Source organism: Candidatus Tisiphia endosymbiont of Mystacides longicornis (assembly GCF_964031095.1).
Classification (GTDB): domain Bacteria; phylum Pseudomonadota; class Alphaproteobacteria; order Rickettsiales; family Rickettsiaceae; genus Tisiphia.
Map to the genome: position 1 here is coordinate 284,150 of NZ_OZ035004.1, position 24,495 is coordinate 308,644.

The window sequence follows — 24,495 nt, forward strand, 5'->3', positions numbered from 1 at the left end:
ATAATTTGAATTATATAGTCAATTCAGGAAAATTTGGGGCTAGGATCGACGACGTCACCAACTTCTTATCAATTGACTATAGAAGAATATATAATTTTGACATAATGTAAAACTATAATATGAACATCAATGATAAAACTTACTATAGATGATATTGAAATTGAAGTAGAAGAGGGTACAACCGTATTTCGTGCCTGCAGCAAGCTTGGTATAGAAATCCCCCATTTCTGCTTTCATGAACGTTTGAAAATTGCTGGTAATTGTCGTATGTGCCTGGTAGAGATGGAAAAATCTCCTAAACCTATCGCCTCTTGTGCTACGCCTGTTGCCCCAGGTATGGTGATCCATACTAATACTATCGGCGTTAAAAAGGCTCGTGAAGGGGTAATGGAGTTTCTATTGATCAATCATCCTCTAGATTGTCCTATTTGTGACCAAGGAGGTGAGTGTGATCTACAGGATCAAGCATTTAAATATGGTGGAGCACGTTCTAGATTTTTGGAGAATAAAAGGACAGTCAAAGATAAATATATGGGACCTTTGATTAAAACCCAAATGACTAGATGCATACAATGTACAAGATGTATAAGGTTTGCCACTGATATTGCTGGAATTGAGGAAATAGGAGCTCTTTATAGAGGAGAACATATGGAAGTTACCTCTTACCTTGAGCGTAGTCTTGCTTCAGAGTTGTCAGGCAATATTATCGATGTTTGTCCAGTTGGAGCATTAAATTCAAAGCCTTATTCTTTTAAAGCTCGTAGTTGGGAATTAAAGAAAACTGAATCAATAGATGTATTTGATGCCCAAGGTTGTAATATCAGGATCGATAGTAGGGGGGAGGAAGTAATGAGGATATTACCTAGGGTTAATGATGACATTAATGATGAGTGGATATCCGATAAAGCACGATTTGCTTATGATGGTTTGAAATATCAAAGGTTAGATTCTCCGTATATCAGACAAAATGGTAAATTAGTTGAAGCCTCTTGGAATTACGCTATTGCCATAGTAGCACAAAAATTACAATCGCTTGCCGGTGATCAAATGGCGGCGATCGCTGGAACACTCGCCTGTACCGAATCAATGTTTTTATTAAAAACATTGTTACAGAAGCTAGGATGTAATAATTTTGATAGTAATCAATTTAATTATAAAATAGACCGATCTAGTAGGGGAAACTATCTATTTAACACAACGATTTCTGGACTTAAAAAAGCTGATCTTGCTTTGTTAATTGGGGCAAATATTAGGCAAATAGCTCCGGTTCTTAATGCTAGTATTGGTATATTACAAAGAGAGGGGAAGTTAAAAATAGCTCGAATTGGTAATATTAGCGATCAAACTTATTCTATCAATGAATTAGGGGCTAGCCCTGAAATAATTAAAGCAATAATATCAGGAGACCATCAATTTTCTAAGGAGTTGGCAGCCGCAAAAAATCCAATAATAATCATTGGTGATGGAGTATATTCTCGGGAGGATGGTTATGCTATTTTGGCACTCATTCATCAGATGGTGGATAAATATAAGATAGTTAGAGAGGATTGGAATGGTTTTAATATATTGCATAATCATGCGTCAATGGTCGGTAGTTTAGATATAGGTTTTAGCCCTAAAAATTCTAGTGCTAAGGGGGATGGTAATGGGGTTTATGAAATTTTACAAAAGGCAGAAATAGGTGATATCAAATTTGTCTATTTACTAGGTAGTGATGAGATTGATATGAGTAAAATCAAATCATCTTTTGTTGTATATCAAGGGCATCACGGTGATAATGGAGCAAATGCAGCAGATGTTATTTTTCCTGCTAGTAGCTATACAGAGAAAGATGCTATTTACCTAAATTTTGAAGGAAGACCACAATATGCTAGGGCGGCAACTAATCCAGTAGGACAAGCAAAAGAAGATTGGCTTATTATAAATAACCTAGCCAGTGGTTTAGGGCTAAATCTTGGTATGAATAATTTAGTTGAAATAAGAAATAAGTTGGCAGCAGAGTTTCTAGTATTTGACAATATTTCTGAAATAATGAGTGGTGACTTTATAAAATTTACCTCTACAGATAAATTACTTAACTATGATATAGTTACTAAACCGATAAATTATTACATGACAGATTCAATTAGTAGGGCATCTATTACTATGGCAAAGTGTTTGGAATCAAAACAAGAAAGGGAAAAAGTTGCATGATATCGTTATTTCAACAATATCTATTGCCGTTAATTATTGTGGCATTGAAAGTCCTATCTATCACTATTCCTCTTTTGCTGTGTGTAGCATATCTGACCTATGCTGAGCGAAGAGTAATAGGTTTAATGCAGTTAAGAAAAGGTCCAAATGTCGTTGGATATTTTGGGTTGTTGCAACCAATTGCTGATGCAGTAAAACTATTATTTAAAGAAACAATTATACCAAAGCAAGCTGATAAAATATTATTCACCTTGGCTCCTATGGTTACCTTTGTGCTTAGTTTAATTGGTTGGGCAGTGATACCTTTTGATAAAAAACTGGTATTAGCTGACATCAATGTTGGTGTTTTATATATTATGGCAATCTCATCATTGGGGGTTTATGGTATAATCATAGCTGGTTGGGCAAGTAATTCGAAATATGCTTTCCTTGGGGCTATTCGTTCGTCGGCTCAGATGATTTCATACGAAGTATCTATAGGGTTGGTGATTGTTACTGTACTTTTAACGACGGGAACTCTTAATCTTTCAGAAATCATAGAAAGGCAACAATTATTGCCTTGGTGGGTTGATTTGATGTTGTTACCTATGGCAGTAATATTCTTCATATCAGTACTTGTAGAAACTAATAGATTGCCTTTTGATTTATCAGAGGCTGAATCTGAACTGGTTGCTGGTTATAATGTTGAATATTCTTCGATGGGTTTTGCCTTATTTTTTCTTGGTGAATATGCTAATATGATTTTAGCTAGCGGTATGACCACAACATTCTTCTTAGGTGGTTATTTCCCGCCTTTTGGCATTAAATTCTTGAATTTTATGCCAGGCTTTATTTGGTTTATAGTAAAAGTTGGGTTGTTATTATTTTGTTTCTTATGGATAAGAGCGACATTACCTAGATATCGTTACGACCAGTTAATGCGTTTAGGTTGGAAAGTATTTTTACCTTTTACTTTATTTTGGGTGGTGTTAGTATCAAGTGTTTTAATGTTTACTGGTAATTTACCAAACTAGCTAAAATAATTCACCTTACGCATGGCATTTAAAAGTCATAGGGAAAACAACCTGACACTATTAGCGAGGTGCCACTGGTGGTGGACGAAGCAATGAATGTGGATTGCCACGACCTACTTGCGTGGTCTCGTAATGGTGTCTTGTACTTAATTCTGCAATTTTTTAATTGCCACGGGGTTTATGCGTAAGGCGAGTAAGTAATGAATACCTTTATTAGTTAATTTATAAATGAATTTTATAGGAGAATTTTATGGGAACATATTTAACCGTTGGCATAGTGCAAAATATTGCAGTCGATAAGAGACGCATAAAGTATCCAGATATAACAGTTGAGCATATTACCAGGCGATTAAACGATGAACTAAATCTTGATTATTATAATTATAGTGAAGATAATGACGGATATTACTGGGAAATTAAACCACAAACTCTTGAAGGAAACCTAGTGGATTTTCTAGATGCTCAATTCCAAATGTACACAAGTAAAAAACATAGAAATATGCAAGAGGTTATTGAAAAATTAACAAAAACTAAGAACGGCGAAGAAATAATAAAATTAGCCGCAGATAAACATTTTGTTAATTTTCAGTTAGTTGAGCAAATAATTGAATATGTAGAGGTAATCCGTGACAACGGCTTTAGCGAGCATATCTGCCTATGTTACAGTTTAATCTCGTATTTTATGGATGGAAAAATCATCATGGAAGGTTACGGTGGGATGTTCAGATATTTTGAACATAATATACGTTTGCAAAGAGAAAAATACCCTTTAGCAGATTGTATAAAAGTCATGATTACTAGTTAAAATAAATATAGAGTTAGATTTATGTCAAATATTAGTCCTAGGGTTGATATTGCCTTTAAAAAAATCTTCGGAGTTGAAGAGAATAAGGATTTGCTTATTTCGCTGATCAATTCGATTGTATCTAGAGAAGATCAAGTAACAGAAGTACAACTTCTCAATCCATATAATCCAAAAAATTTCAAGAGCGATAAATTATCAATTTTAGATATTAAAGCTCAAGGAAAAGATGGCAAAAGATTTAATATCGAAATGCAAATTACTGATGCGGATGATTATGACAAAAGAGCTCTGTATTATTGGGCAAAGTTATATACTGAGCAATTAAAGAATGCAGAAGATTATGCTACTTTATCGAAAGCCATTGGTATTCATATATTAAACTTTACCTCTATTTTACATGAAAATAAATATCATAATGTGTTTCATATAGTAGAAAAAGATAGTGGTTTGTTATATTTCAAAGATTTAGAATTGCATACTATTGAGCTAAATAAGTTTACTAATAATCCGAAGGAGCAGCTGACGGACATAGTAAAGAAGGTAAAAACCTCTCTTGATAGATGGAGTACTTTTTTAACTAGACATGATTTGCTGAACAAAGATAATTTACCTAAAGAGTTAAATGATGCTAGCCTAAAAAAAGCCCTGACAGTTCTGGATGTGATGAATTTCACTAAAGAAGAACGTGATTCATATGAAGAACACCTGAAATGGCTACGTATTGAAGCTAACACTCTCAAGAAAGCACGGAGGGAAGGCAAAGAAGAAGGTAGAGAAGAAGGTATCCAAATTGGTGAAGTCAGAGGTAGAGTAGAAGGTAAAGCTGAATTAATAAAAATGATGATAGAAAATGGCAGTTCTATTGAGGAAGTAGCGAAAATGACGGGTCTAGCTATTACCAGAATTAATGAATTATTGGAAAATAAAAATGCCTCTTAATATCTTTCATAGTTTAATATAGCTAACCCGATTAGTATTTGTCCATTTGCTTAAATAAAAAAATGTCATGTATGGACGAGTTGGTTTGTTAACAAAGAAAATAAAGCTACAAAGGAGGCATTCATTCTTGCGTAGACATATTATGAACATGTCAAAAATAACTAAAGTAATTATATATTTTTAATTTTTTAGCTTTTGTCCAAAGCCCAAAAGTTACTCAATAACTTTATTCAATTGTACATCATGCAAATTACGACAAACATTTTCAATTGCCTGCTCGTAATCAATAAGTTCCGCTATAGTCCAATTAAACTGGTCGAAAATATTATATGCATTATTGATCTGACTATTAATACCAGCTGTATTAAGTCTTACATTAGATAATAACTTTTTTATTAATTCTGTTTCCTGTGTTTTTTTATATTCATCATGGTTTGCTGTACCAAATTCTGCAATATTATGCATCTCTCTGGTTCGTATTTGTATTTCTATGTTACGTTCATAAACATCAACTACAGCTATAACATGCAAAGAACGATAGCCATTATTCTTAGGATTATCAATATAGTTTTTAGACTTCTTGATATTAACAGAATAGAGATTGTAAATAATAGCCAATACTTTGTAACAATCTTCTTTTTTATCAACTATAATTCTAAAAGCAATTATATCAGTTAATTCTTTTAAAGTAATAGTTTTTCTTAATATCTTCTTTAAAACAGAACAAGGATCTTTTAATCTGTAATGTATTTCAGCTACTATATCATTTTTATATAGTTTAGTACTAATATCACCTATGATATTACGTAAGTTGTTAGTATTTGTATCTTGCATAATTATACTCTACTATAATGCAGTGAACTTGTTTAAAATACTTATGACTTCTTTGACTTATGCGGGAAGTCTAATAATTTAAGTTGTAGCTTAGCTAATATTTAACCTGAAAGAATATATTAAAACCTATATTAAAATTATTTTAATATATTAAGTGTTGTAAAATATTTCAATTGTTAAAAAGTATTAAGTATTATACATAAGTAAAAAATACATGGATATAATTCAGAAAATTAGCGATTATGTTTTGTATTTAAAATACAATTCTCTAATCTTTAGTAAATGATCTTTTAAGATTTATAGGATGATAGTAGTTTAAATAAATTATATATATTATGGAAAATAAGAATATCTTGTACCCACAAGAGATTTATGAGAAACATTTGTTAATAATTAACAATATCAGATTTACATCAAGAGAAATAGATGTAATAGCATGCATTGTACATGGGAAAAATGCAAAAGGAATAGCTAGTTTTTTATCAAATGAGGATAAACAGATCGAGACGAGAACTATTGAAAGTCATATTTCTAATATCAAACGGAAAGTAGCCACAAATTCTCGAGAAGGTATTATAAATTTTATAGAAGAATCTGATAAATACAAATTAGTACAAAGTTATTATTTAAGTTTATTAATCCAACAAGAATTTAGAAAAATCTTGAAGGAAATTTTTATATTAACAAAGTCTGATGCTATATCATTTTTTATTGTTTTACAAAGCCTGAGAAATAATGGATCAGAAAACAATGATTTAAACTTGATGATCAATAAGATACGTAGTGATTTACAACTTATAGGTATAACAGTTTTTGTAGAGCTGCGAGAAAATCTTGATGCTCATATAGTTTTAGGAAAGCACAAGAACAAAGGCAAAAAACAGTCAAGACAATGTATAATCTATGTTCTATCTGTAAATGAAGCTAATATAGCTAAACAACAGCAAGGTAATAATCATGTTATTATTTCTAATGAGCAGAATATATCCAAGGTATTTTTTCTTATACCGCAGGAAGAGCAATGTATAAAATTTCTACCTAAACAAAGTAATTTTGAATATATTAATCTCTTACCATCTAAACAATATCATTTTATTTTTTTAGAAATTATCACAAAAGTTTTTTCTAATGAGAATATAGACAACATGATCCTTAAGTTTAGTGAAAGATATAATAATATTATATCGAATAATACCTGTTCAGTTTTTCCTAAACCTCATTTGACAGATAAGAATATTAAAAGTAAAGCCAAGAATATTTACTTACAAATATTTGGTGTATTGGTTCTGATTATTTGTAGTACTTATCTTTTAATGTTTGATTTAACTATTAAAAAAACAGTCAAGAGTAAAGAAATAGAAGTGCAATGGTCTAAACTACAATATCCAATAATATTTCCTAAAAATCTAACTAGCTGGAATATACCTAGACAAGATCATGTTTTTATTGGTAGAGAAAAACTATTGAGGGATTTGTATAATAAATTACATTACAATCATACATCTGATGTAACAAGTAATTTAGCAATTACTGCATGTGCTGGACTTGGCGGAATAGGCAAAACACAATTAGCCTTGCAATATATAAATTATACAGAGCATCCTTATACACTTAAAGTTTGGTTTCTTGCAGAAAATATTGATCATTTATATAACAAATATGTTGAATTTGCTAAGTTATTAGGACATGCAGAAGTCATCTATACAAGAGAAAGCATTATCGCTTATGTTAAACAATGGCTAGCTAAAAATCCAGGGTGGCTTTTAGTTTATGACAACGTAAACAATTATCGTGAAATCGAACCATTTTTACCAGAATCTGGCGGATATGTGATTTTAACAACTCGTCAGCGTTATTGGCCAACAAAGTTTTCAGTGTTGCCTATTGATATCATGACAGAAGAGGAGGCTATCAAAACAATAAAGACCTTAATACAGCGAAATATAGCAGAAGAACAAAATACTATAAAAGAATTAGTTGGAGTTTTAGGATATTTACCCTTAGCATTGGTGCAAGCTGGTGCTTACGTTAAACAAAAACATATCACTATTCTAGAATATTTGGATCTTTATAAAAAGTATGAAACAGAATTACTATCGGACAACACTTTTTTAGATGAAACAAATACCTATAATTACCCAGTAGCAATAACCTGGAATATTAGTTTAGAGGCAATTGTTAGAGATACTAAAATTAATAATAGACCACCTATAGCTATTGAGCTTTTAACAGTATGTGCTTACCTAGCACCAAATAAAATCTCTCGTAAACTATTACTCAAATGGTTACAAACAGCTTATCCTCATTTACCATCTCCACAATTAACGTTAAACAAACATATTGCTCTATTGTGGCAATATTCAATGATCAATTATGATGACAATGATAATATCGCTATTCATCGCCTAGTACAGGCAGTATTACGTCATCAACTTAGTCAATCGTTAGACAGTAAGGATAATATTTGTTCTACCTTAAATTTAAGATGGTTTGAGTCATTATTGCGGTTTTTTATAGATAATGAGCATGAGTTTAAGCTAACTAATTCTTTTCAACAACTTCTTGAAACTAGTCGACAATTTAAAACTAAATTTAAGAATAAATATAATGAAGATCTTGCTGCAATGGACTTGATGATTTCTTCGGTCTATTTTCACCAAGAAAAATATGAAAATTTTCTAAAGATAGTTGATAAGGTTAATAAATATTTGCAGAAAACTGAAGGCTTAGAAATATTAAAATGTAAAATTCTATATGTATATTCGGCATATTTTTGTAAAATTGGTAATTATCAAAAGGCAGAACAAAAAATAAATACAGCAATTAAAAGGTATAATAATATAAAAGTAGGTAAATCAATAAAGAATAATGATGTGAGAGGTTTAAAGGCGAAATTATTTTACCATAAAGCTAATCTTGTCTTAGCCAAAAATAAAAAAGCAAATAAAATTGATAGAAATAAACTAGAAATAGAAACGTCTATTAAATCAATTCAAGAAGCAATAGCTCTATTTAAGGAAGTTCATAACACTAGAGACTTTTTACAATCAATAGAATTATATGGAAAACTACTTATTTTGACCAACCAAATTGATAAAGTAATAGTAGAGTTTAGTAAATATAATAACTTAATTGAACAAATAGCTGATGATATAATAAAAATGGGTTTTTATTTAACTTATTCAGATGCTTATTTTAGCAAGGGAGACTTCAACAAAGCTCTGGATTATTGTAGTAAAGCTAAACATCAAGCAAAAAAATTGCATCTTAAGAATGAACTAAATAATATTAGCAATAAAGAAAGAGCTATTAAAGCCTCATTGCAAAAATGAACTATAGTTCCATTTATATATATAGTCAATTTAGGGGAATTGGGTAGCAGGAGCGACTAATAACAACTTCCCAAACTTCTCTCTAATTATTTAAGATTTTTAGTAAGAGCAAAAAAACTCTGGAAAGGTGATAAGTGATGGTCGGGGCAGAGAGATTTGAACTCCCGACCCTCTGGTCCCAAACCAGATGCGCTACCAGACTGCGCTATGCCCCGAATAAATGATAAAAATCAAAATAAGTACTAGGAGGCGAAGATAACGAAAATCTCCTAGTACTTAAGTGTTATAGTCAATTCAGGAGAATTTGGGGCTAGGAATGATGCCCATAAGTAATAGGCAAGCGACGAGTGACAACGTCCCCAATTTCTTATCAATTGACTATAAGTTAGATTGATATTGTTTAATTATATAGACTATAATATAACTCAAATCAATTTTTTTGTTTTAAAAATCATCATATTTATCAAATGTCTTCATTACACGCATCAATATTAACCATATTTCCAGAAATGTTTCCTGGATCTTTGAAATATTCCCTTGCAGGGCAAGCCTTAAAAAAAGGTATTTGGTCTTATAATGTGGTTAATATAAAAGATTTTGGGTTAACTAGACATAAAAATGTTGACGATGAAGCTTATGGCGGTGGTAGCGGACTGATAATGCGTCCGGATGTACTTGGTAGTTGTTTAGATAATGTTTTGTCTTCAAGTCCTAATACCCCAATATATTACCCATCACCAAGAGGAAAATTATTTAACCAAAATATTGCTCATCAAATTATACAAGAAAAACAAATAATAATTTTATGTGGGCGATTTGAAGGGATTGACGAACGTATAATTGAAGAGTATAATGTTAGAGAAATTAGTATAGGGGATTATATTTTATCTGGTGGCGAGGTAGCAGCCCTTACTATTCTCGATTGTTTGATTAGACTACTTCCGAATGTATTAGCAAACCAAGATACATTGCAATCAGAGTCTTTTGAGAAAAATGGTGAGTTTGCTGGATTGCTTGAATGTCCTTTATATACGAGACCAGTAAAATGGAAAAACAGAGAAGTTCCAAGTGTTTTGTTGTCTGGTAATCATCAGTTAATTAGAGATTGGAAAAGTAATCAGTCTATGGAGATTACTAAAAAACGTAGACCAGATTTATTAAATTTTATAGGAGTTTAAAGCGATGAATATTATTGAGCAATTTGAACAACAGCAAATTGCAAAACTAACCGAAAATAAAAAAATTCCTGATTTTAAGGCGGGAGATACTGTAAAGGTTACTGTAAAGATAATTGACCGAACAGTTGAGAAAGATGGTAAGGAAAAATTGTTAGAGAGACTGCAAGCATATGAAGGTGTGGTAATTGCTAGAAGAAATAGTGGAGTTGCATCTTCTTGCGTAGTTCGTAAGGTCAGTCATGGTGAAGGCGTAGAGAGACGATTTATGATTTTCTCACCGATGGTACATGCAATTGAAGTTGTAAAATATGGTGTAGTACGTCGTGCTAAACTCTATTACCTAAGAAACCTAAGTGGTAAAGCAGCTAGAATTAAAGAAAAACTTCAAGTAAACACTAAAAAAATAAATAAGAAAAAAGTTGTTGCTTAAGAAGGATACAACTATCTCGCAAGGTGCATATACGTCTTTAGCAAGACCATGTAGTGGTTGTGGCAATCCATTTCTAATTACTTTCCTGGATTGCTTCGTCGGCTACGCCTTCTCGCAATGACTTTTAAGATATAATACATCTCATTAATTTTGTGTGCATCACTTAGGAGGCAACCTCCTAAGGCTTAAGCAACTCTTTAGCTGCTTTTAGGCTCGCATCGGTAATGGATTTTCCTGAAATCATGCGAGCAAGCTCAGCTTGTCTTTCCTGAAGATTCAGGCTTTTTACCGTAATTTTAGTAGTTTCATCCAATTGTAGTTTGTTGACAATAATATGCTGATCTGCCTTACCCGCTACTTGAGGTTGGTGAGTAATAACAATCACTTGGGCAATAGAGCTAAGCTTTTTAAGTTTTTCTCCAACTTTATCGGCCACGATACCACCAATCCCGGTATCTATCTCATCAAAAATAATAATGTCTTTCAGTGATTTATCAAAGAGACAAGTTTTTAGTGCTAACATAAACCTTGATAATTCGCCACCAGAAGCAATTTTATCAATAGGTGCAAGTTGCATACCTGGATTTGTTGAGGCAACGAAACGTATATTATCAATACCATCAGACATCTTGCATAATAGCATCTGACTAGTTCTACCTTCCGTATTTTGCTTAGTTTCTTCTAAAAACTCCTCGCTTATGTTTAATTCTGCAAAATTTTTATTATTGGTTTGGTTAGAAGGATTATTTTTAGGTGCTATTTCTACTTTAAAAATCGCCTTTTCCATTTTAAGTTGTTCAAGCTCTTTTTGTACAGCTAATTCTAGATTTTTTGCACTAATAGAACGCTTGCATGATAAAGCTTCAGCTAGTTCAAAATATTTTTTATGTTCTGCTAGCTTATTAATATCTAGGATTTTAACATTATTGATTTTATTTTTAAGGGCATTTAATTGTTGATTAGAATTATCAAAAAATTCAGGTATTTTATCGCAAGAAATATTATATTTTCGTGCTATATCACGAATTTTAAATAGCCTTTCTTCCACTTCGTCTAAGTTAAATTCATTTCTATCAATGTTATTAATAATATTCTGTAATTTTATACGTGCTTCTTCTAAGCTATTATAGCAATCATCTAAATTTAATGAAATAGAGGCAAATTCTTCGTTTTGCTGTAAATTACGGTTTATCAAACGTTGAGCATTATTAATTGACTTATTAATTTCAGGGACTTCAAGATATGATAATATATCTTGGATCACTTGTATTTCTTTATCACGATTTTGTAAACTACGCCTTATAGTAACAAGCTTTTCTTCTTCTCCTGTTTGATAATCAAGAGCTTCTAATTCTTTGGTAACAAAGGTTAAATAATCTATTTCTTGTTCTATAGCATCTTTATCTCTGATAACTTTATTGATTTCTTTGGTAGTTGTCTGTAAAATATCAAAATGTTTTGATAATTCAGATCTTAAATTTACAAGCCCTCCATAATCGTCCAAAATGTTAATGTGGAAGGAAGGGCTAAGAAGAGAAGTATGACTATTTTGCCCATGAAGTTCAAATAAATAATCTGCTACTTGTTGCAAGGTACTTATCGTTACTACTTGATCATTAATAAGAAATTTCTTACGGTTGTTAGGTTTTTGAATACGTTTTATTAATAATTCCTGGTCATACTCAATATTAAATTGCTCCAAAAGCTTTTTTAAATCATCATTGAGAGTAAAGGTCGTAGCAACCGAACAGTAATCACTCCCATGTTTTATTACATTATCAGAGAATTTGTTACCTAAAGAGAACAAAATTGCATCTAGCAAAATAGACTTACCAGCTCCGGTTTCTCCGGTAATTACACATAGCCCCTTTTCAAACTCTATCTCCAATTCGTCTATCAGAATAAAGTTCTTAACCGAAAGACTTTGTAACATTATATTTCATTCTTTTAAAGAGTTATTAATTAGTGAGTAGCAATATTTATACCAAGTACTGTCCGGATAGTTATGACCGAGTACCGCGGCATATTTCTTTGCTTCATTGCTAAGACCTAGCATTAAATAACTTTCCACTAAGCGATAAAGTGCTTCTGGTATATGTGATGTAGTTTGATAATCATCTACAATAATCTGGAATCTATTGATAGCAGCTATGGGGTTATTCTGCATGAGATAATAACGACCTACGTCCATTTCCTTGCCAGCTAAATGATCATTTACTAAATCGATTTTTAAAGCTGCATCAATTGAATATTTTGTTTTTGGGAAAAGTCTTATCACATCTTCAAAACTCTTTTTAGCTAAAAAGGTTCTTGATTGATCAAGTTGTACATTCGAGATTTGCATATAATAGGATAATGCCTTTAGGTAATAGGCATATGCAATATCTTCATGCATTGGATGAAGCTTAATAAAGCTATCCAGTACATCTACTGCTTCTTCATACTGACCTCCGAGGAATAAAGAATATGACTGCATCAACTCAGCTTGAGGAGTCATTTTATTACCAGGATCTTGATAAAAAATCCTCGAAAATTCTTCGGCAGCTTTCAAATATTGTTGCTTTTCCAGTAAAATAAGACCATCATTGTATAATTCTGGAGCTGGAACTATTAAGTCTTCGTCCGTCTTCTTAGTTTTACAACCAGATAGGATTAAGCAGGTAGTGATTGTATAAAATAATAATTTTGCTAATTTCATCATAGAACTTGATAAGTTTTTTAAACTTAATTTATACACGAAACATCAATGAGTATACAAGATTATTTTAAAAATTATTATTTATAGTCAATTTGATGAGCAGTTGGTGACGGCATCGTTCAAAGCTCATAAGCGTCAATTTAAGAAAACAATAATTGAGAAATCGTCATTGCGAGGAGACCGTAAGGTCGATGAAGCAATCTAGAAAAGTGATTAAAAATGGATTGCCACGCCACCTACGGTGGCTCGCAATGACGATTTTCTACTTTATTTTCTTAAACTGACGCCTATGCACTCAATGCTTGCCTATTACTTATAGGCATCGCTCCTAGCCCCAAATTCTCCTGAACTGACTATAGCATAGATTTTTAGAACTATATTGGTACCTCTGGCCGGACTTGAACCAGCACGCCTTTGGGGCTGTAGATTTTGAGTCTACTGTGTCTACCATTCCACCACAGAGGCTAAATATGTCTAATCAGTAAAATAGCTAGATATTTGTACTATGTAAATAAATTACTTGATTAAAACTAAATTTTTATTTTAGAATTTTCTTCTTGAAAAGAAAAGGTTTGCATCCTATACTATATTATATAGAGATAATAACATATTCATGGGGTTTCTTATGGTTGATTATACAAAAACTTTTACCGCCACTCAGAAAACATATGATGCAGGACTGAGAGAATACATGCTAAAAGTCTATAATTATATGGCTTTAGCTCTTGTGCTAACTGGAGTAACAGCTATTGCTACTATATCATTCGATCCATTGACCAGGCTTTTATTTCAGACTGCACCAAATGGACAATTTATAGGCAATACTGGTTTGGGAACGTTGGTAATGATTTCTCCTTTGGGGATTGCTTTGTACTTCTTTATGGGCTTTGGCAAGATGAGTTTAGAAACTACTAAAGTATTGTTTTGGGTTTATGCTGCATTAACTGGTATGTCCTTAGCATCTCTTGGGCTTATCTATACTGGAGAGTCAATTGCTCGGACTTTCTTCATTTGCTCATCTGTCTTTGGAGCAATGAGTCTTTATGGCTACAGTACCAATAGAGATTTAACATCAATGGGATCATTTCTTGTTATGGGATTGTTTGGTATTATCATTGTATCGTTGGTTAACATATTTTTACAAAGTTCCGCTATATATTTTGCGACATCTCTAATTGGGGTTGCTGTATTTATGGGGCTTATTGCATGGGATACTCAAAAAATTAAGTCGATGTATTTTATGTCTGGTGGTGGAGAATTAGGACAAAAAATGTCTATAATGGCTGCTTTTAGCTTATATTTAGACTTTATCAACTTGTTCTTATATCTTTTAAGATTCTTTGGTAATAGAAGAAGCTAGAACTGACGTCATTGCGAGCTGATATGTCCCCACGAAATTAAGTATGATAAAGCTCCGTCTTTATAATAGATTGCCAGGGGTTCTAGCAATGGTTTTATGGTATGCAAATAATTAAATTCAATAATAAATTTCCCAAGGGTAAAATACGAATAAATCTTTTTATCTTTTACTGTATTAGGTTGGAAAATTCTTTGCATACCTTGGCTATAGCCTACCACACCTATAACCCAATATGTTATAATAACAATAACCCTTTTACCATCGGGTATTATACTCTTTAATTTATTTAGAAATTCTACCGTCATTTAATACTGTTTTTACATCCATAACCTATTATAGTCAATTCAGGGGAATTGGGTAGCAGGAACGATGGAGCGACGCCTATAAGTAATAGGCGAGCGACGAGTGACGACGTCACCAACTTCCCATCAATTGACTATATCTCCATCATCATTAAATAATGATGATATTCTATCAATTTTTGCTATTTTGCAACAGTTTCGTGGGGATACATCAGATTACAATGACGTTCCGCAATTTTTAAATTGCCATGGGGATTTTATGCGTAAGATAAGTTACTCATTAAATTGCTCTTTGATAATTCGATTTTCAAGGCTATTTTTTTTATCAAATAGTAATTTGATCATCTTGTTTTTTGCTGATTTAATTAATACTGACTTAATATCGTCAAATTCCTGAAAATCGGCAGCTGCATTTACTGGTCTTTTATTACTTTCTAAAATTTCAAATCTTATAGTAGTGGAAAATGGTAATAACGCACCGTGCCAACGTCTTGGACGAAAAGGACAAATTGGCGTTAGACATAATACATTTGACTCAAGTGGTAAAATAGGTCCCCCGGCAGATAAGTTGTACGCACTGCTACCAGCTGGAGTCGCAACCATTGCCCCATCAGCTACTAATTCACTCATACGTTCAACTTGATCAATTTCAATCTTAAATTTAGCTGCTTGGTTGGTTTTACGAAATATCGAGACTTCATTAATAGCTAGGGCAGTATAGGTTTTACTATCTACAGTTTCTACTTGCGTCTCTAAAGGGTATAAATGAGAAACTATTGATTCTTGTAAATTATCTATTAATTTTTCTATAATAATTGAATTCATTAAAAACCCAATATTACCAGAGTTAATTCCATAAAAAGGAACGTTTAGGTGCATATAACGATGTATCGCATGTAATAATTCGCCATCTCCTCCAACTACAATAATTACTTCTGCTTCTTCCACTTTGCAGAATTTATAGAATAGTTCGAGCTGCTTAACTAGTTCTAACGATTTCGTGGAATTGTTAAAAATAATTGCAATTTTATTTATATTAATTTTAGTTTTTGCCAACATAAATACAATATATGGTTAATTATTAATACAAAAAAACATGAGGCTAGTACATCACTTAAAAAATGCCCCCCCATTAATATGCGACTTAACCCAATTAATGAGCCGAAAATTAAGGTGATACTGTAGATTCTTGAGAAATATATAACAGGAGCAATATACGCAAGGCTAGTTAAACTATATCCCATAGCTGCATGTCCTGATGAAAATGAGCAGTTATGTACACATTCATTAGAAATTGAAAAAGCTCGAGTAAAATTTTTGGAACCATTAAAATTTTTAATTTGCACAGGACGAGCCCTGCCAAAATGTTCTTTAAATAGATGATTCACCAATAATCCAGGACCTATTGCTGTAGACAAAATTATATAAAAGCTCCCAGAAATAATAAGTCTATTAAAAGTTTTATACTTAACAATTAAGTAAATTAAGTATAATAATGTTACTGTAAGTAGTAGTTTAGTTAATATTGGAATAATTTCAAACAATAATTGGACAATGCTATTGTTACGGTAGATAAATCCATCTTTACTGTCGTAGAATAAATTTGAGAAATCTATATCAAAATTAGGAAATAGTACGATCAATAATAAGACTATACCAAAAGCAAATATGTTCGCATAAACTAAATTAGTATTAATCATAGACTAAAAGCCGAAAATAAGGTATAAAAATATACTTAAACCATACATAATATAGAAGTTAACATGCCATTCAACATTAAAAACCATAAAAATGCTTTACTATTCTTACCACTTGGCGGGTCAAATGAAATCGGCATAAACGTCAATCTATATCATTATAAGGGAAAGTGGTTGATGGTTGATTGTGGTAGCGGCTTTGCTGATAACTATTTACCAGGTGTTGATATGATAATTGCTGATATTAGCTTTATCGAACAATATAAAAAAGATTTGTTAGCTTTAGTCCTAACTCACGCACATGAAGATCATTTGGGAGCAATCCAATATTTGTGGAGCAGTCTAAAATGCCCAATATATGCAACTACCTTCACTGCAAATTTTCTGAAACTTAGATTAGCTGAATATGATTTTGCTAAAACTATAAAAATTCATGAAGTAAAACCTTCGGCAAAAATAAATCTTGATCCATTCCAATTAGAAATGGTACCGCTTACCCATTCAGCTCCCGAAATGCAAGCAATTATGATACGCACAGAAGCTGGCAATGTTTTTCATACTGGAGATTGGAAGTTTGACCATGATCCTTTACTCGGTGAAAAAGCTAACAAGGATTTACTAAAATCCTATGGCGATGAAGGGGTTTTAGCTTTAGTTTGTGATTCAACTAATGTATTTAATGCAGGGACTTCTGGCTCGGAAGGAGAAGTGCGTAAAAGTTTAATAGATATTATAGCAGGTTGCCCCCAAATGATTGTGGTAACAACCTTTGCTTCAAATTTGGCACGACTTGAAACTATAATTCATGCAGGTCAGATGGCAGGAAGAAAAGTAGTGCTATCAGGAAGAAGTTTGCATAGAATTTTGCTCGCAGCTCAGGAAAGTGGTTATATGAAAGATATTGCCCCTTTAATTGATGAGCGGGATGTTGCAAGATTTAAAAGGCAAGAACTTTTAATTATTGCTACTGGCTGTCAAGGGGAACCTCTAGCAGCTACTGCCAAAATGGCAAATAATAGTCATCCTAGTATCAAGTTAGCTCCTAAAGATACAGTTATATTCTCTTCAAAAATTATTCCTGGCAATGAAAAGAAAATTTTCCGTATGTTTAATATTTTCGTAAAAGCAGGAATTGAAGTGATAACTGAACGAGATCATTTCGTTCATGTTTCTGGACATCCATCAATTGACGAACTCAAGCAAATGTACGCCTTAATTAGACCTCAGATTTGCGTGCCAGTACATGGTGAACCGGTACACATACATGAGCAAGCAAAATTAGCTCGTAAAAATGGTATAAAGCATGCTATTGAAGTAGAAAATGGTAGCCTAGTATTACTTGATCCTCATAATCCACGTATTTTAACTAAAGTAACAACGGGTTATTTGGCTGTTGATGGCAATTATCTTTTACCAGCTGAATCATCAATTTTCAGAACCCGCAGACGTATGCGTGATGATGGTATAGTAGTTGCTTCTCTGATAATAAATAAGAAGGGCGAACTTACTTGTAGACCTATTTTATCTATGCCAGGACTTCTTGACTCTAATGATGATGCACAGCTAATTAATCTAATCAAAGATAATATTGCTGAAACAGTAGAAATTCAGAGAAAATCAAAAGGTAATCTCCTCGATGATCAGGTCGAAAATGCTGTAAGGTCAGCTATTCGCAAAATATTAAAACATGAAATGAATAAATCGCCTCTTATTATAGTTAATGTGGAGAAAGCTATTTGAATTAGTTATCGTAGGCAGCCTTCTAGAGCGAAGCAATCCATCATTCTCGCCCACTATTGTCATTCTTAGCAATGGTTGGGAATCTGGATATCGCACCGAAGTAGGGATGACCCCACAACTGTTGAAAGTTAGAAGGTAAAGCGGATTTTAGATAGGTTTTTTGTCATTGCGAAACCACGCAAGTAGGTCGTGGCAATCCATCTTTGGTTACTTTTATGGATTGCTTCATTGACCTATGGTCTTTCTTGCAATGACGTTGACCACATACGACTTTTAAACTATTCGGTCTAAAACCGCTTCCTCTTCTAACTTTCAACAGTTGTGGGGATGACCCAAAACAGGGTTGCTTCGTCAACCTACGGTCTTTCTTGCAATGATGTCAGTTTGCTATGGATAAATGCTAATCGGTTTAGCTGTATAGTCAATATTATAACCAGTAGGGAACTATGTCTACACAATCTTCTATTAATCAAACAGAGCTAGAAAAATTTAGTAAGATTTCTAGCCAATGGTGGCAAAAAGATGGAAAATTTAAAATTCTTCATAAAATAAATCCAATTCGTGTTGGTTATGTAGTAGATAAGATAAAAGATCATTTTAACGTGCAGGATGACATATTACCTTGTTCAAATTTAAAAATTCTAGATGTAGGATGTGGAGGAGGATTAATTACCTCTCCTCTCTGTAAATTAAATGGCATAGTTACCGGCATAGATGCTTTACAAAGTAATATAGATATTGCAGTACAGTATGCTTCGGAACAAAGTTTGAATATACAATATCTTAAATCAACTGTTGAGGAATTAGTATACTCAGATGATTTAAATAAAAAACAGTATAAGTATGATGTGGTGCTGTGTTTAGAAGTAATAGAGCATATAGATAATCCTGGTGATTTTATAAAAAACCTGGCTAGCTTAGTAAAACCAAATGGTATGATTATAATTTCAACGATTAATCGTACAGTGAAATCATATATGCTAGCTATTTTGATGGCAGAATACCTACTTAATTGGGTACCCAAAAACACCCATGATCATAGTAAATTTCTTAAACCATCGGAAATTTACTCGATGTTCAATGATAATAATATTGGGCTTAAAGAGCTCAAAGGCTTAACCTATAATATCGTTAATGGACGTTGGCAGTTGAGTGATGATATAGATGTAAATTATTTTGCTTACTTAACTAAATAAAGGAAAATATGACTGTAATTACTAGATTTGCTCCATCTCCTACTGGCTTCCTGCATATTGGTGGGGCAAGGACGGCGTTGTTTAATTATTTATTTGCTAAACACCATAATGGTAAATTTTTGCTGCGAATTGAGGATACTGATCAAGCAAGATCAACCAAAGATGCAGTAGATGCTATATTTTCCGGCTTGAAATGGCTTGGTTTAAACTGGGATGGAGAAGTAATTTTTCAGTCTAAAAGAAATGATTTATACAAAAAAGCTGCTCTGAAGTTAGTAGATGAGGGGAAAGCTTATTATTGCTTTACTTCTCAACAAGAAATAGATAGACAGCGAGATAGTGCCATAGCTAATAAACAACATTTTTTGTTCGAAAGCCCTTGGCGGGATGTACCATCTTCTAATTCGCAGGAGCAGAAAAGTATCCCCGTTATCCGCTTGAAAGCCCCAAAAACTGGGCAAACAATTATTCATGACGCTTTACAAGGAGATGTTACTATTGAAAATTCGCACCTTGATGATATGGTATTGTTACGTAGTGACGGTACTGCTACTTATATGTTAGCGGTAGTGGTGGATGATCACGATATGCAGATTAGCCATATTATCAGGGGGGATGACCATTTAACTAATGCGGCTCGTCAAAAAATACTTTATCAAGCTTTTGGCTGGTATGTACCACATATGGTACATATACCGTTAATACATGGAGATGATGGAGCGAAATTATCTAAAAGACATGGGGCTCTTGGAGTAAAGGCTTACCAAGATATGGGGTATTTACCTGAGAGTTTGTGCAATTATTTACTAAGATTAGGCTGGAGTCATAAAGATGACGAGATTATTTCAAGATCACAAGCTATAGAATGGTTTGACCTTGATGGGCTAGGTAAATCACCAGCTCGTCTTGATTTTGCCAAAATGGATAGTTTAAATTCTCATTATTTACGTCAGCTTGATGACCAAACATTAACAGAAATGACTTGTCAGAGTTTACAAGAAAATTATCAAGTTACTGAGAAAGAAAAGGAATATATTAGACAAGCAATGCCAAGTTTGAAAATAAGAAGTACCAATTTAGTCGAATTAGCAAAACTAGCTAGGATTTATTTAGTTAATGTTCCTATTATCTATTCTGAAGAAGCTAAAGAACTGATCAATAATTGTGATAAAAATTTGGTGGGACAAGTTATAAAGGAATTGGAGAATTTAGCAAATTTTGATAAAGACTCAATTCAAATAAAATTTAAAGAAATTGCCAAGGATAATAATATTAAACTTGCAGATATCATGCAGTATATTAGAGCTTTAATGACAGGTATGACTACTTCCCCAAGTGTTTTTGAAATTATCGCTATAATTGGTAAAGAAAATGCTATTGATAGGTTATTGTATAAGGACGCTAAGGAATGAGGGAAATGATACATATAGTCAATTCAGGGGAATTTGGGGCTAGGAACGATGGAGCGACGCCTATAAGTAATAGGCGAGCATTGAGCAACGACGTCACCAACTTCCCATCAATTGACTATATATTCTACAACCTAGTTGGAACCTATAGTATTACGAGAATTTTAGGTAATTATGGCACAGCTAAAGGAATTGCTTATTTTATAGAGGATAAAAAGCCTATATATTCAAAATATCCATCTATATTATATAGAGAAGAACTTGATGTCAACTATCACGGTAGTAGCACTAAGGTAAAAGCCTTTAAGGAATATATATACTCTCTAGAACAAGACAAAATTGTAAAGTATTTTGTTAATGAGAATAACAATACTTTATTTTACCAAATGCATTTTATCTCTAACAATCCTTGCCAAGTTGAAGCTACCCATCAATGTAACTTAGATATTTATCAAGCTAGTTACATATTCTTAAATAAAGATTCTTTTGACTTGAGTTATAAGATTTCAGGACCTAATAAAGATTATACCATCAAAACTAGTTTTATTAGGCTTTGAGGCTTGCAATATCTTTCAACGTCATTGTGAGACCACGCAAGTAGGTCGTGGCAATCCATTTTTGGTTACTTTTACTCGATAATCAAGTTTTTTGCAGAGCTATCTTTAAACGCAAAATTTGTCATTCCCGCGTAGGCGGGAATCTATTATAGATCCCGCACCGAAGTAGGGATGACCAGCACCCTACAATTTTTATTCTATAAGTATTAAACAGCATAAAAACGTCATTGCGAGTAGGCGTAAGCCTACGAAGCAATCCATATAGTCTTGATGTATCTATACTAATTCTCATGGATTGCTTCGTCGCTACTAAAATAGCTCCTCGCAATGACGTTTTTACCCTGTCATTCCCGCTTCGGTGTGGAATCTAGCCCCCTGCTTACGCAGGGGTGACACAAAAATGGATTGCTGCGTCACCGCTTTTAGCAGCTCCTCGCAATGACCCTTAGCAGTCAGCTTTTTTACTCATCATAAGGAAATAAATAAAAAATTCTAGAGCTATGATAAGTAATAGGCGAGCGACTAGTGACGACGTCACCAACTTCTCATCAATTGAGACTATAGCCAGGTAAACTTATACATCAAACCTAATGCCAAGTGTTACATTATGACCTTTATAAGGCAATGACTTAACATGATTCTTTATCTCTTTGGTACTACCAAGATTTTTCCAGCTATAAGCTACCTCAACTTTTATTACAGGAGCTAACTTGGCAGCAGCTCCAAAAGTAAGGTGATATACTAGGTTATTTTTTTTACTATTAGAAACTGAAGTACCAAGCTTATTATTGGTAATTTCGTTTTTCAGATGACCAACACCAGCACCAGCTCCAATAAATAATTCACAAATGCTTATATCAAAAATATCGACATAACCACTAAGCACTAAAGTAGTAATTTGGGGCTTAATTTTTGAGTCCACACCGGCAAAAGAGTGTTTTACTTGCTGATTAGCAAAAAAATCAAGCATAAGATCAAGTCTAACATTATCTAGAACATAATAACCCACACCTCCACCAACAATAGCAGCAGTATTCTGCTGTAACTCTTTATCATTTAACTTAATATTATTCATTTTATTTGCCCCAACTTCTACCTTCAAATAAAATTGATTATCAATGGCCCAAGAGGAAGCAGAAAATAAGAGCGAAACGCTAATGATTGTTAGTAATAATAAATTTTTCATATTTTTATTTTTTATTTAGAGTCTACTATAAATTAGACTTATTATCCAGCTTATTTTGTTAAATGAAAAGCTGTAGGACTTCCTAAAGCATCCACAGTTGATTGATGACACACCCTAATTATTTTACAACATAAAATAATTGTAACAAAATCTTGTGAATTGACACATCAAGCATATTGATAATTGCATTTGGTAGCAAACCTAAGTAAATTATTGTTATACATAATGGTATAATTGCAATCATTTCATAGAGATATAAATCTTTAAAGCTTGCAACCTGAACATTAGTAATTTGTCCTAGCATTACTTCTTTGTAAAGTTTTAGCATATAAACAGCTCCAAGAATAATACCAACAGCACTTATTATAGCTAGCACTATATTGGCTTGATAAATACCTATTAAACTTAAAAATTCTCCTATAAAACCGCTAGTGCCTGGTAAACCTATAGAGCCAAGCATGGCAATCATAAACAAAGTGGCAAGTATTGGCATTTTATTTGCTACACCACCATATTGGTCTATTTCCTTAGTATGCAATCTGTCATATAAAGTACCAACTATCAAAAACAAAGTAGATGCTACCACACCATGACTAATCATTTGATATATTGCCCCCTTAATTCCCACTTCTGTCAAACTAAAAATCCCAGCAGTAACATAGCCCATATGAGCTATTGATGAATAAGCTATCATCTTTTTCATATCTCTTTGAGCTAGTGCCACTAATGAACCATATATTACAGCAAATATACTCAGCACTAATACATAAAATGCAAATTCTTTTGATATATTTGGAAACATTGGTAATGACACTCGTAAAAAACCATATGCTCCAAGTTTTAATAATATCCCAGCCAAAATGACAGACCCAGCAGTTGGTGCTTGTACGTGTGCATCAGGAAGCCATGTGTGGAATGGTAGCATAGGCACTTTTACCGCGAAGGCTATAAAGATTGCCAACCATAAAACTCTCTGTACCGATAATGCTAATAAAGGTATTGATTCGTTCAGAACAAGCATATTAAAGCTGTGAAATTGGCTATAAATATATAGCAACGACAATAAGAAAAATACCGAACCAAAGAAAGTATAGAGGAAGAACTTTACAGCCGCATAAACTCTATTTTCACCTCCCCAAATTCCTATAATTAGATACATCGGGATTAATATTACTTCAAAAAATAAGTAAAATAATAGTAAATTCATTGAGGAAAAAGCCCCAATGCAAAAAGATTCAATTAATAAAAAACAAAACAAAAATTCTTTAATATATTTTTTGACGGTAAATAGACTAGCTATAATACAGATAAGGGTTAAAAAGCTGGTCAGAACAACAAAAAATACTGAAATTCCATCGACTCCAATGTGGAATTCAAGACCTATATATTGAACCCAATTATAGCATTCGACAAATTGATAAAGTTTTGATGTACTATCAAATTGAACTAATAAACAAATAGTAGCTATTAATGTTAGTACAGAGCTTAAAACTGCAACATATATCGCATAAACTTGTTTATTAACCGACCTACTCTGTCTAATAAACAGCAGAATATATAATGCACTTAGTAAAGGCAAAAAAATGCTTATTGATAAGATCGGTAAATCTGACATTCTAAACTCTA

21 protein-coding genes and 2 tRNA genes are annotated in these 24,495 nt (G+C 32.8%); 13 read left to right on the forward strand and 10 right to left on the reverse strand.

The features are described 5' to 3' along the window. The first annotated feature begins 129 nt into the window (after positions 1–129). The 4 genes from nuoG (at position 130) to ACQH6S_RS01575 (ending at position 4,950) form a co-directional block, all read left to right on the forward strand. Positions 130–2,193, forward strand: a complete 2,064-nt coding sequence (gene nuoG, locus ACQH6S_RS01560) for an NADH-quinone oxidoreductase subunit NuoG (protein WP_425364636.1) — start codon at positions 130–132, stop codon at positions 2,191–2,193. Then, the gene (gene nuoH, locus ACQH6S_RS01565) at positions 2,190–3,206 is read left to right on the forward strand and encodes an NADH-quinone oxidoreductase subunit NuoH (protein ID WP_425360799.1); all 1,017 of its coding nucleotides are present in this window, start codon (positions 2,190–2,192) and stop codon (positions 3,204–3,206) included. The genes nuoG and nuoH overlap by 4 nt, the downstream gene beginning before the upstream one ends. Positions 3,207–3,456: 250 nt before the next feature. Continuing rightward, positions 3,457–4,011, forward strand: a complete 555-nt coding sequence (locus ACQH6S_RS01570) for a hypothetical protein (RefSeq protein WP_425360800.1) — start codon at positions 3,457–3,459, stop codon at positions 4,009–4,011. 21 nt (positions 4,012–4,032) lie between these two features. Continuing rightward, positions 4,033–4,950, forward strand: a complete 918-nt coding sequence (locus ACQH6S_RS01575) for an Rpn family recombination-promoting nuclease/putative transposase (protein ID WP_425360801.1) — start codon at positions 4,033–4,035, stop codon at positions 4,948–4,950. A gap of 213 nt (positions 4,951–5,163) precedes the next feature. Here ACQH6S_RS01575 and ACQH6S_RS01580 read toward each other — a convergent pair whose 3' ends face one another. Further along, positions 5,164–5,784 (reverse strand): bifunctional (p)ppGpp synthetase/guanosine-3',5'-bis(diphosphate) 3'-pyrophosphohydrolase, encoded by a 621-nt coding sequence (locus ACQH6S_RS01580; protein WP_425364637.1) that lies wholly within the window; start codon positions 5,782–5,784, stop codon positions 5,164–5,166. 335 nt (positions 5,785–6,119) lie between these two features. Between ACQH6S_RS01580 and ACQH6S_RS01585 the strand changes: the two genes are divergently transcribed. After that, positions 6,120–9,116, forward strand: a complete 2,997-nt coding sequence (locus ACQH6S_RS01585) for a LuxR C-terminal-related transcriptional regulator (protein ID WP_425360803.1) — start codon at positions 6,120–6,122, stop codon at positions 9,114–9,116. 138 nt (positions 9,117–9,254) lie between these two features. Here the strand turns inward: ACQH6S_RS01585 and ACQH6S_RS01590 are convergent. After that, a tRNA-Pro gene (locus ACQH6S_RS01590) sits at positions 9,255–9,331 on the reverse strand. A gap of 252 nt (positions 9,332–9,583) precedes the next feature. Between ACQH6S_RS01590 and trmD the strand changes: the two genes are divergently transcribed. Continuing rightward, a complete protein-coding gene (gene trmD, locus ACQH6S_RS01595; RefSeq protein WP_094648993.1) occupies positions 9,584–10,294 on the forward strand; it encodes a tRNA (guanosine(37)-N1)-methyltransferase TrmD in 711 nt (236 codons plus the stop codon). A 4-nt stretch (positions 10,295–10,298) separates the two neighbouring features. Beyond that, positions 10,299–10,724, forward strand: a complete 426-nt coding sequence (gene rplS / locus ACQH6S_RS01600; protein WP_341758947.1) for a 50S ribosomal protein L19 — start codon at positions 10,299–10,301, stop codon at positions 10,722–10,724. Between the two features lie 178 nt (positions 10,725–10,902). Here rplS and recN read toward each other — a convergent pair whose 3' ends face one another. The 3 genes from recN to ACQH6S_RS01615 all read right to left on the reverse strand — a co-directional run bounded on the left by recN (position 10,903) and on the right by ACQH6S_RS01615 (position 13,887). Next, a complete protein-coding gene (gene recN / locus ACQH6S_RS01605; RefSeq protein ID WP_425364638.1) occupies positions 10,903–12,657 on the reverse strand; it encodes a DNA repair protein RecN in 1,755 nt (584 codons plus the stop codon). A gap of 6 nt (positions 12,658–12,663) precedes the next feature. Beyond that, a complete protein-coding gene (locus ACQH6S_RS01610) occupies positions 12,664–13,422 on the reverse strand; it encodes an outer membrane protein assembly factor BamD (protein ID WP_341749447.1) in 759 nt (252 codons plus the stop codon). 380 nt (positions 13,423–13,802) lie between these two features. Continuing rightward, positions 13,803–13,887 (reverse strand) — tRNA-Leu (locus tag ACQH6S_RS01615). 160 nt (positions 13,888–14,047) lie between these two features. On the opposite strand from ACQH6S_RS01615, the gene ACQH6S_RS01620 reads away from it, so the two are divergent. Next, on the forward strand, positions 14,048–14,782 hold the full coding sequence (locus ACQH6S_RS01620; RefSeq protein WP_094649008.1) for a Bax inhibitor-1/YccA family protein: 735 nt from the start codon (positions 14,048–14,050) through the stop codon (positions 14,780–14,782). An 8-nt stretch (positions 14,783–14,790) separates the two neighbouring features. Here ACQH6S_RS01620 and ACQH6S_RS01625 read toward each other — a convergent pair whose 3' ends face one another. Beyond that, on the reverse strand, positions 14,791–15,087 hold the full coding sequence (locus ACQH6S_RS01625) for a hypothetical protein (protein ID WP_094648996.1): 297 nt from the start codon (positions 15,085–15,087) through the stop codon (positions 14,791–14,793). 48 nt (positions 15,088–15,135) lie between these two features. On the opposite strand from ACQH6S_RS01625, the gene ACQH6S_RS01630 reads away from it, so the two are divergent. After that, entirely contained in the window at positions 15,136–15,243 is a 108-nt protein-coding gene (locus tag ACQH6S_RS01630; RefSeq protein ID WP_410520889.1) for a palindromic element RPE2 domain-containing protein, read from the forward strand. 114 nt (positions 15,244–15,357) lie between these two features. Here the strand turns inward: ACQH6S_RS01630 and ACQH6S_RS01635 are convergent, their stop codons facing one another. Together ACQH6S_RS01635 and ACQH6S_RS01640 are read right to left on the reverse strand one after the other, a co-directional pair. Further along, complete coding sequence (locus ACQH6S_RS01635; protein ID WP_341749448.1) at positions 15,358–16,125, reverse strand: NAD kinase; 768 nt, start codon at positions 16,123–16,125, stop codon at positions 15,358–15,360. Beyond that, positions 16,116–16,784: a phosphatase PAP2 family protein gene (locus ACQH6S_RS01640; protein WP_341759466.1), complete on the reverse strand. Its 669-nt coding sequence runs from the start codon at positions 16,782–16,784 to the stop codon at positions 16,116–16,118. Before ACQH6S_RS01640 ends, ACQH6S_RS01635 begins: the two co-directional genes overlap by 10 nt. 63 nt (positions 16,785–16,847) lie before the next feature. On the opposite strand from ACQH6S_RS01640, the gene ACQH6S_RS01645 reads away from it, so the two are divergent. From ACQH6S_RS01645 to ACQH6S_RS01660, 4 genes are all read left to right on the forward strand, one after another. Then, complete coding sequence (locus tag ACQH6S_RS01645) at positions 16,848–18,521, forward strand: ribonuclease J (protein WP_341748594.1); 1,674 nt, start codon at positions 16,848–16,850, stop codon at positions 18,519–18,521. A gap of 446 nt (positions 18,522–18,967) precedes the next feature. Further along, positions 18,968–19,717, forward strand: a complete 750-nt coding sequence (ubiG, locus tag ACQH6S_RS01650) for a bifunctional 2-polyprenyl-6-hydroxyphenol methylase/3-demethylubiquinol 3-O-methyltransferase UbiG (protein WP_425360806.1) — start codon at positions 18,968–18,970, stop codon at positions 19,715–19,717. A gap of 8 nt (positions 19,718–19,725) precedes the next feature. After that, the gene (gene gltX / locus ACQH6S_RS01655; protein WP_425360807.1) at positions 19,726–21,129 is read left to right on the forward strand and encodes a glutamate--tRNA ligase; all 1,404 of its coding nucleotides are present in this window, start codon (positions 19,726–19,728) and stop codon (positions 21,127–21,129) included. A 5-nt stretch (positions 21,130–21,134) separates the two neighbouring features. Further along, a complete protein-coding gene (locus ACQH6S_RS01660) occupies positions 21,135–21,683 on the forward strand; it encodes a DUF6314 family protein (protein ID WP_425360808.1) in 549 nt (182 codons plus the stop codon). A 574-nt stretch (positions 21,684–22,257) separates the two neighbouring features. Here the strand turns inward: ACQH6S_RS01660 and ACQH6S_RS01665 are convergent. Together ACQH6S_RS01665 and ACQH6S_RS01670 are read right to left on the reverse strand one after the other, a co-directional pair. Further along, the gene (locus ACQH6S_RS01665; protein WP_094649003.1) at positions 22,258–22,869 is read right to left on the reverse strand and encodes an outer membrane protein; all 612 of its coding nucleotides are present in this window, start codon (positions 22,867–22,869) and stop codon (positions 22,258–22,260) included. 118 nt (positions 22,870–22,987) lie between these two features. Then, positions 22,988–24,484 (reverse strand): NADH-quinone oxidoreductase subunit M, encoded by a 1,497-nt coding sequence (locus tag ACQH6S_RS01670; protein WP_375333790.1) that lies wholly within the window; start codon positions 24,482–24,484, stop codon positions 22,988–22,990. Positions 24,485–24,495 lie beyond the last annotated feature (11 nt).